Here is a 2,789-nt window from a genome sequence, read left to right as displayed (position 1 = left end):
TGGCACTGGCAATGGCTACAGTGTGCTTGAAATGGTGAAAGCATTTGAAACCGCAAGTGGTAAAGATGTTCCATACCAACTTGTCGAACGTCGTCCAGGCGATATTGCGGAGTGTTGGGCTGATCCATCAAAAGCAATGAATGAGTTAGGTTGGAAAGCGTCTCGTACTCTAGAAGAAATGACTGGTGATACATGGCGTTGGCAATCTAACAACCCTCAAGGTTACCCAGACGTCTAATTTTGATTTACATAATAATAACAAAAAGACGCATAATTGCGTCTTTTTTGATCCAAATCGGAAAAAATCGTAAATTACTGGTTAAAAGGTAGCAAGTCTATATAGAGCTGTTAAACTATGTCCGACTCTTAATTTGGGTTATAAATTTTCTCATAGCTATTGGGGTAGTTCATGGAACTCGGTCTGATCATCACTTTTATCATTGCAGCAGCAGTAATGGTGAAAAAAGAGATGGCAAAACAGTAAACTTTCATTTTTCATACTTTTCTTTACATTTTTGAAATGAAAGCCATAAAAAAGCCAGCATTACGCTGGCTTTTGTGTTTTTAAGGTTTAGAACTCGTATTTAACACTAATGTTGTAATTACGCTCAGCTTGCGTTTTGTCTCGACTTAACTCAGTCTTACCGCGAACATCGTTCCAAAGATGGTATTCTTCATTCGTTAGATTCATAACACCAGCACGAATGGTTATATCTTTCATTGGTTTGTAGTACGCCGTTAAGTCAACGACTGTCGCAGACGGCAAAGCAACTTGGTCTTTGATTCCGCCTTTATCACCATCAGAGTTGATATCACTGTTCGATTTCTTAGCCGTGTAGTTTATTTTTAGGCTTGTCCCCCAAAGTGCATTTGGTGAATCGTAATTTACAGCAGCTACGGCATTCCATGGGTTTACACTGTTCAAAGGATTACCATCACCATCTTCACCTTCTGTGTATGCTGCAACAAAGCGAGTTGTCACGCCTGATGGAAGACCAGCAATGGCATGCCAATCAAGACGGTTAGAGAGCTCAACCCCTTTAATGTTTGCTTCACTAATATTGATATTTGTGAATTCAGTTAAACCACCATTGTTTGATGAGGTTTGCTCAATAAAGTCACTGTAATCACTGTAGTAGAACGCTACTTCAGTTGCAGACGCTGCAGTGTTATGACGGTAACCAAGCTCATAAGACAAACTCTTTTCAGATCCCAAATTTGGGTTAGGGCGGTTGGTATAGCCATGAGCCGGATTATCGTAGGTATAGTAAAGCTCGTCGAACGATGGCGCTCGGAACCCTTGGCTCACTTGCGCGAAGATCGTGCCAGGTTGCGATACAGAGTAAGTTGCTCCTAAACGACCAGTTAATGCAGAGTCGCTAAACTTCTCGAATGACTCTTCAGAAGTATTTGAAGGATTAGTAGAGAAGTAATCGTAACGCACACCTGGAGTCAGAATTAGCTTGTCATTAAGAAGCGAAATTTCATCTTGCAAGAATAAACCAAAGCTTTCTTCTTTTGCATCCGGTGTGTAAACGTAAACAGTATCTGGCGTGCCAGGATCGGAATTAAACTCGCGATTGGTATTACTGATGTCACTATGTTTGTACGATATTCCGTAAACAATATAGTGATTTTGAATCTCTTTATCTAACTGAGTTTCGAATTCAAATTTGTCTTCAGTATATTCGTAATCTTTTTTCTGTTGGTTGTCACCACTAGGCGGTACGTAAGGTGGGTAACCTGGGCTGGCTTCGATAAAGCGATTAGACACGCCGTTTTCTTCTTTACCAATCCATGTAAGCTTGGACGTGATCGTATCCGAGATAGCTGCATCTGCAAACCAAATGTGCTTGAGTCCAATGCGATTTTGCTTGGTTGTGTCTTCAGCGTTGAAGTTTTTGTAACTTTTATGTGCGATCTCTGAGTCAGTCTCGTTGTAAATAACTTCTCCCAAGAACTCCAAGCGATGAGCGTCATTCAATTGAGATTGCAGTTTTACCAATAGATCGTTTTTGTAATAATCTTGGTTGTCCACAGAATAGTTATCGTAAGGCGCCTTAGAGAAATTTTGTAGCTCTGCACCATCACGGCGCGTAAAGGCTACAAGTGCTTCTGTATTACCGAAACGCTTTGCTAAAGCTACATGCTCACTAAAAGAGTTATCTTCCGATGAATAAGAGAGTTTAGCTTGACCGCCAAAGTCTTTACCATCTTTGAGGAAATCCTTCGGATCTTTTGTTTCGAATGCGACAACACCGCCAATTGCATCACTACCATGTAGGCTAGAAGCTGCACCTTTAACAATTTCGACACTCTTTAGCATATCGGGGTCGACAGTAACGGCACTAGAATTGATAAACGAATATGGTCCACCGCTGAATACACCTGGTTGAGATGCACCGTCTACTAAGATTTTAACTCGTTTACCTTCCATCCCGCGAATGTTAATACTTTGAACGCCTTGGCGTTGAGTGCCATTAACAGTAACTCCTGGCGTATACTCGAATAGGTCATTCAAGTCCTTTACCATGTTTTCTTCGATGTCTTTCTCTGATACAACAGCAACAGAAGCAGCAACAGTGTTTATGGTTTGGTTGGTACGGGTGGCCGACACAACGACTTCTTCAAACTTAGAAGCTTCTTCCGCATAAGCAGTATGGGAAAGGGCAACTAAAATGGAGGCTGACAAAATTGATTTTTTATACATTGGCTTCAATACCTTAGATCCATAATAGGTAACAACACGCGGATATTAATGGATCTAAATGGTAATTACTATCATTACC

General features: G+C 40.9%; 2 protein-coding genes. One reads left to right on the top strand and one right to left on the bottom strand.

Annotation, left to right across the window (positions count from 1 at the left end; all coding sequences use genetic code 11):
• Nucleotides 1–238 (top strand): GDP-mannose 4,6-dehydratase (locus CAG69_RS19275; RefSeq protein ID WP_202600825.1); only part of this gene is annotated, 238 nt, incomplete at its 5' end.
• A 333-nt stretch (nt 239–571) separates the two neighbouring features.
• Here the strand turns inward: CAG69_RS19275 and CAG69_RS19270 are convergent.
• Nucleotides 572–2,710 (bottom strand): TonB-dependent hemoglobin/transferrin/lactoferrin family receptor, encoded by a 2,139-nt coding sequence (locus tag CAG69_RS19270; protein WP_161445726.1) that lies wholly within the window; start codon nt 2,708–2,710, stop codon nt 572–574.
• Nucleotides 2,711–2,789 lie beyond the last annotated feature (79 nt).

The sequence above is a fragment of the Vibrio sp. V43_P6S15P86 genome (genome assembly GCF_009904725.1).
GTDB classification, from domain to species: Bacteria; Pseudomonadota; Gammaproteobacteria; order Enterobacterales; family Vibrionaceae; genus Vibrio; species Vibrio diabolicus.
Note: the sequence above shows the minus strand (reverse complement) of the source record. Positions and strands in the feature narration are given on the sequence as shown.